General features: G+C 44.4%; 6 protein-coding genes. 5 read left to right on the top strand and 1 reads right to left on the bottom strand.

Annotated elements, in window-relative coordinates:
- The 4 genes from A3761_RS11960 to A3761_RS11945 all read left to right on the top strand — a co-directional run.
- Positions 1-1,366 (top strand): glutamine synthetase family protein (locus A3761_RS11960; protein WP_068750261.1); only part of this gene is annotated, 1,366 nt, incomplete at its 5' end.
- Positions 1,367-1,380: 14 nt separating this feature from the next.
- Complete coding sequence (locus A3761_RS11955) at positions 1,381-2,769, top strand: aldehyde dehydrogenase family protein (protein WP_068553484.1); 1,389 nt, start codon at positions 1,381-1,383, stop codon at positions 2,767-2,769.
- Positions 2,770-2,781: 12 nt separating this feature from the next.
- The gene (locus A3761_RS11950; RefSeq protein WP_068516696.1) at positions 2,782-3,966 is read left to right on the top strand and encodes an iron-containing alcohol dehydrogenase; all 1,185 of its coding nucleotides are present in this window, start codon (positions 2,782-2,784) and stop codon (positions 3,964-3,966) included.
- An 8-nt stretch (positions 3,967-3,974) separates the two neighbouring features.
- The gene (locus A3761_RS11945) at positions 3,975-4,691 is read left to right on the top strand and encodes a hypothetical protein (protein ID WP_068553483.1); all 717 of its coding nucleotides are present in this window, start codon (positions 3,975-3,977) and stop codon (positions 4,689-4,691) included.
- Positions 4,692-4,709: 18 nt separating this feature from the next.
- Here A3761_RS11945 and A3761_RS11940 read toward each other — a convergent pair whose 3' ends face one another.
- A complete protein-coding gene (locus A3761_RS11940; protein ID WP_068516688.1) occupies positions 4,710-5,669 on the bottom strand; it encodes a GGDEF domain-containing protein in 960 nt (319 codons plus the stop codon).
- A gap of 308 nt (positions 5,670-5,977) precedes the next feature.
- On the opposite strand from A3761_RS11940, the gene A3761_RS11935 reads away from it, so the two are divergent.
- Positions 5,978-6,849: chromosome segregation SMC family protein (locus tag A3761_RS11935; RefSeq protein ID WP_156491811.1), on the top strand; the 872-nt coding region annotated here is incomplete at its 3' end.

Raw genomic sequence — 6,849 nt, 5'->3', positions numbered from 1 at the left:
AGCCAGATCTGTAAAAACGATTGAAGATGCGAAGCATATTGTAAATCTTCGTGGAATAAAGCATGTCAAAGTTGGTCTTTTCGATATAGACGGCGTGATGCGCGGTAAATATATGAGCAAAGATAAGTTCTTTGCTGGGCTCGACAAGGGTTTTGGTTTTTGCGATGTTGTTTTGGGCTGGGACTCGAAAGATCAGTTATACGACAATGTCAGTTACACTGGCTGGCATACAGCCTACCCAGATGCCTCTGTACGAATTATTCCCGAAAGCTGTAGGGAGATTCCTTTTGAGCAAGGTACTTTACTTTTTATTTGTGAATTCGTAGGTGCCGCGGCAGTGCTCTGTCCGCGCAATCTTTTGAATAGGATATTACAAAAAGCAGACTCAATGGGCTTTTCTGCCAATGCAGCGCTAGAGTATGAATTCTTTCTATTTAACGAAACCCCAAAAAGCGTAAGAGAAAAAGGCTTTCGAAACCTTGAGCCTTTTACGCCGGATAACTTTGGTTACTCTGTTTTAAGGGGAAGCGTTCATCACGACTTATATGCACAAATCCTTGGGCTTGCGGAGGAAATGGATTTTCCGATTGAAGGTCTACATACAGAAACCGGGCCAGGTGTTCTTGAGGCTGCGATAGCTGTTGATACCGCACAAAATGCCGCCGATAAAGCGTCGCTATTTAAAACTTTCATTAAAGTATTGGCCCAAAAAAATGAATTGATGGCCACCTTTATGGCTAAGTGGTCGGCCGACTACCCAGGCCAAAGCGGCCATATTCATATTTCCTTAAACGATGCGAAGACAAATGAGTCAGTCTTTTTTGATCAAAGTAAAGATTATTCGATGAGTGATACTCAAAGGCATTTCGTTGCGGGTCAGCAGTTATTGATGCCAAAGTTCTTGTCATTGATTGCGCCAACGGTTAATAGTTATACGCGACTAATTCCAGGCTTTTGGGCGCCAACCGATGCTACATGGGGCGTTGAGAATCGTACTTGCTCGCTGCGCGTTATACCTGGTTCAGCGAAGTCGCAGAGAGTCGAGTATCGTTTAGGCTCGGCAGATGGTAACCCGTATCTAACCTTGGCAGCGGCGCTTGCTTCAGGTTTGTATGGTATCGAGCACAAACTTGAACCGACACCAATGGTTGTTGGTGATGCGTATTCACAAACGCATCCCAGCGCATTAAAACTTCCTGCAACACTTTGGGAGGCGGCGCAAGCTCTAAAGGAGTCTAAAGAGGCGAGAGGCCTATTTGGCGATGCCTTTGTAGAGCATTTTGCATCGAGCCGAGAATGGGAAGAGCGAGAGTTTCGCAAGCACATTAGTGACTGGGAAATGGACCGGTATTTCGAGATTATTTAACTAGAAGACATATTATGGCTAGAAAACTGAAAACCTATTCGCCAATTGATGGCTCTCTATATGTTCAAAGAGAGTTGGTTGGCGAAGAGCAGATGCTTGAAGCGGTGCTGCTTGCAGATAAAGCGCAAGATGACTGGGCTTTGGTACCCTTGGAAAAAAAGAAGCACATTTGTTCGTTAGCTGTAGAGTGCTTTGAAGAAAAAAAAGAGCTTATAGCTGAAGAGCTATGTTGGCAAATGGGACGACCGATACGATATGCAGAAGGCGAAGTTTCCAGTTTTGCAGCACGCGCCCGTCATATGATCTCAATATCTGATCGATGCCTTGCGTCAAACGAGGTTGACGATAAGCCTGGGTTTAAGCGCTTCATTAAAAAGTGTCCGGTTGGAACGGTAGCAGTTCTAGCACCATGGAATTACCCTCTACACACACCGATCAACTCTATTATTCCAGCTTTATTAGCTGGTAACTCGGTGATCCTAAAGCATTCAGCCCAAACACCTTTGTGCGGTGAACGTATTGTAGAGGCTTTTGCCGACGCGGGTCTTCCTCAGGGCGTATTACAATGCCTTCATATGAGTCATGACACAGCCAAGACTATGCTGGAGCAACCTTCCATAAAGGCTGTGACCTTTACTGGTTCTGTCGAGGCCGGTAAAGATATTGAAAAAGCATGTGCAGGTAGGTTTATTAACCTAACGCTTGAGTTAGGGGGCAAGGATCCGGCCTATATTCGTAGTGATGCTGACCTTGAATATGCTGTTGAATCAACTGTAGATGGTGCTTTCTTTAATTCCGGTCAGTCGTGTTGTGGGCTCGAACGGATTTATGTTCATCAGTCAATTTATAGTGCGTATGTCGAGCGCTTTGTAGAGCTTACTCGGGAGTATGTCCTGGGTTGCTCAAATGATCAGGCAACGACGCTTGGTCCGGTAGTCAATGCTTCGGCGGCAGCAAGAATACGCAAACAGATTCAAGGCGCAATTGATTCAGGTGCCAAAGCCAATATCGATGTCACAAATTTCCCTCTTGATCAGAATGGTACGGCCTATCTAGCACCTCAAGTGCTGACGAATGTTGATCACTCGATGTCAGTAATGCGTGATGAGACCTTTGGTCCAGTTGTGGGGATAATGGCTGTTAGCTCCGATGAAGAAGCAGTAAAGCTTATGAACGACAGTGACCTGGGATTGAGTGCAGCTATTTATAGCAATGACCTAGAGGCTGCGACTGCGCTAGGCGAAAAGATTGAGACGGGTACTTTTTTTGTTAATCGCTGTGATTTTCTAGATCCCGAATTGGTGTGGACAGGGGTGAAAAATACCGGGCGTGGTTACTCTTTGTCTGTGCACGGCTTTGATAATTACATCCAACTAAAGTCTTACCATATAAAATCTATTTGAGAGTAATTGACTATGCATATATTGGAGGGGAACTGGAACTACCCGAATCAGATTATTTCGGGCGCCGGTCGTTTGGCTGAGCTCGCTACTCAGTGCCAGGAAAAGGGATTTGAACATCCTTTAATCGTGACGGATCCCGGTCTTTCGAGCTTACCTATTTGTGATGAACTCAAGCAGACACTTGAGCGCGCAAACATTAAGTTTGATGTTTATGATCAGGTATCAGCCAACCCGAATCAAGAAGATGTGTGCCGCGGTGTTGAGCAGTTTAAACGCTCAAAGCATGACTCAGTAATCGCTTTTGGTGGTGGCTCAGCACTTGATGCAGCAAAAGCAATTGCTTTAATGGTTGGGCAAGAGCTACCTATTTGGGAGTTTGAGGATGTTGGCGATAACTGGTGCAAGGTAAAGGAGGAGGGTGTTGCACCTGTTATTGCAATTCCTACAACAGCTGGAACAGGTTCAGAGGTTGGTCGTGCTTCTGTCATTACTGATTCAGAAAAACACCTAAAGAAGATTATATTCCACCCAAAGATGCTACCAGTGCTAGTGATATTGGACCCCAACGTAACGACAGGTTTGCCAGCTAAAATTACCGCTGCAACGGGCTTGGATGCCTTATCACATTGCCTTGAAGCTTTTTGCTCACCTTCTTACCACCCGATGGCTGAGGGTATTGCGCTTGAAGGTATGCGCCTGATTAAAGAAAATCTCCAGCTTGCATACGAAAATGGCGATAACCTAGAAGCGCGGATGCATATGCTGGTTGCTTCAAGTATGGGGGCTGCAGCGTTCCAGAAAGGTTTGGGAGCGATGCATGCTATCGCACATTCTATAGGTGCAACATATGGTGCGCATCATGGTCTTCTAAATGCTATTTTGATGCCTTATGTCCTCGAAGAGAATTATAGTGAAATCAAAACAAAGCTCGGGCGCGCCGCGAGATATCTTGACCTAGACGGAGGTTCCGCAGACTCGTTTATTTCTTGGGTCCACCAACTTCGAGCAGACCTTGGTATACCACGTACCTTAGATGAAATCGGTATCAACTTAGGCGATGTACAAAAATTAGCTGCCATGTCTGTTGAAGATCCTTCAGCTGGTGGCAACCCTATCCAGCTGTCGTCAGCTGATTATGCGCGCTTGATCGGAAATGCCATTCAAGGCGTAAATGAAACGCCTGGGGAAGGGGCGTAGGCTGCATAATGGATAACTATAAAGTCGCCATTTTGCAGTGTGATGACGTGCTAGATAAGTTCCGGACCGACTTCGGAAACTATCCGGGTATGGTTGAAGATTGCTTTACGCAGGTCTCGCATAGCTTAGAGTTTTTTACTTATGATGTGCGTAAAGGTGAATATCCTAAACAGATACAGGATTTTCGTTTTTATGTGATCACTGGGAGCAAAGCCAGTGTCTACGATAATGAGTTCTGGATAAGTAAATTAGTAGAGTTTGTGCAATGTCTGGATCGAGTATCGATACCTGTGTTTGGAATCTGCTTTGGTCATCAGATCATGGCTTTAGCAAAGAATTGTTCGGTTGAGAAATCTTCTAAAGGTTGGGGTGTAGGTGTTTCAAGTAATGAATTAACCAAGTGCGCCTATGACTTAGGCTTTGAGGGAAATGCCCTTAATATGATTGTTAGCCATCAAGATCAAGTCCAGAATATACCGCAAGAATCCAAGCTTCTAGCGACAAGTGATTTTTGTCCATACTTTGCCGTTCAATGGAGTGATTCCTTGATTAGTATCCAAGGGCACCCGGAATGGACTTGTGAATACTCTGAAGCCTTAATGAATGATCGTCGCGACCGAATCCCTGCTAATACAATTGAGGCTGGTCTAGAGTCCTTAGCGAAACCTCTGGATAACAGGGGTTTCCTAAGTGTAATTTCGAAATTTTTACTTCAGAAAGCGTGATGTTGGTTTTGGTGGCTGTTAATGTGCGTGACTTATCGGCAAGGTAGTTAGGGTGTCATTTAGCTCGCTTGAAACTGCCTGGTTTCTACCATTCAATTTTGCACTATATAGTGCCTTGTCTGCTCGCTCTTTCAGGCTATCAAGGGTTTCACTTTGAATGAAGGTCGAGGTACCAGCACTAATGGTTACAGGGATAATTTTGCCCTTATATAGGTAGGTGTGTTGCTCTACGCTCTGCCTGATTCGATCAGCAATTTTTAAAGCTTGATTGGCATCTGTATCATCTAGAATTAATACGAACTCTTCGCCACCGTAGCGAAAACACAAATCACTTCCACGCGCGCACTTTTTGATTGTCGCTGCAAGGTCGCGAAGGACGCTATCACCGGCTAGGTGTCCGTATGTATCGTTGACGTGTTTAAAATGATCAATATCAAGCATGAGAACGGAAAGAGGGGTGTTGTGACGTGTCGCTAGCTCTGCCTCTCTGTGTAAGCTGGCATCAAGTGCGCGTTTATTGCCGCAACCCGTTAACTCATCTCTAAGCGCTGATTGAAGTGCTGCTTGATATAGTTTTGCATTTCGTAAAGGAAATACCAAGGTGCTAGCCAGGCGCTCGATAATGGAAAGTTCTTCTTCAAGAAAGCGCTTCTTTCTAGAAAAGGTAATTGCGCCTAATTCTGTTTCGTCCATGGTGAGGTTGTACTGGCAAGAATGTACACCAGATTTATCACCAATTGTGATAGGGCTCTGATTGGAAGCTTCATGTTTCATTTGATCAAATGACACCAAAGTCTGGACTTCACTCGCAAACATATGAATGATGTCACTACAATCTAGCGTGGTTTGGAGGCGGCGAGTTAAGCGAGAAATAATATCGTTATTGTCGCTAATTGATTTATTTAGATCGCGATAGGTAGATACTATCTTAGCCTTATTAAAATCAATTGTTGTATCGTTTCGTTCGTTACCGCTCATCGTATGGCTCCACAATAATGTTCCAGTATTGTTAATTAATACAAATTGTGGGCCAAGCCAGAAAAACAGCTTATAAACAATGCTTTAGATGTGATTGAACAAACTATTGACGCGATTTGTTGCGTTGCGGCTTGCCGGTTCGTCAAAAAAATGTCTCAATATTCGGCCTCTAAAGGCCGTCACGGCAGTGCGTCGCCACTTGCTTCGTCGATATTCTCAACATATTGATAGAAATAGCGCCTTGAACCGTAGATAATAGCGAAAATTTTTGAAAACCCATTTATTAGTTTTGGAGCACTTTCTGAGCAATGCGCTTAAAGTCCATTAAGTTAGCCGGATTTAAATCTTTCGTAGATGCGACGACGGTTCCTTTTTCTACCAATATGACCGCTATCGTTGGGCCTAACGGGTGTGGTAAATCAAACATTATCGACGCTGTTCGTTGGGTGATGGGTGAAAGTTCGGCAAAGAACCTTCGTGGCGAGTCGATGACTGATGTTATCTTTAATGGCTCTACCGGTAGACAGCCCGTCGGACAAGCATCGATCGAGTTGTTGTTCGAAAATCAGGAAGGCAAGCTGAGTGGTGAGTATGCTTCATTCACTGAGATATCAATAAAGCGGAAGGTCACAAGAGAAGGTAGCTCTCAATACTACTTAAATGGCACTAAGTGCCGAAGAAGAGATGTTACTGATATTTTCCTCGGTACGGGAATGGGGCCTCGATCTTACGCAATTATTGAGCAGGGGATGATATCCCGCTTAATCGAGTCCAAGCCTGAAGAGCTTCGCGTATATCTCGAGGAAGCAGCAGGAATATCCAAATATAAAGAGCGTCGCAGAGAGACAGAAAACCGTATGCGTCGAACTCAGGACAATCTTGATCGCTTGGCCGATATTCGTGAAGAACTTGGTAAGCAGCTTCAGCACCTTAAACGGCAAGCAAATGCAGCTGAACGTTATACTGAATTCAAGAAAGAAGAACGTCTACTCTCTGCAAAACTTCATTTTGTATATTGGGATCTTCTCGATCAGGACCTATCGGGCAAGTCCGATCTGTCTGTTAAATATGAAAAAGAAATAGAAGATGCCGTTATTGCTAAGAATAGCAATGAAAACAAAGTGGATGTGCTGCGTACTGAACTTGAAGACAAGCAAGAGGTATTCAATAAGTTTCAGGC

This window comes from Oleiphilus sp. HI0123 (assembly GCF_001635315.1).
Note: the sequence above shows the minus strand (reverse complement) of the source record. Positions and strands in the feature narration are given on the sequence as shown.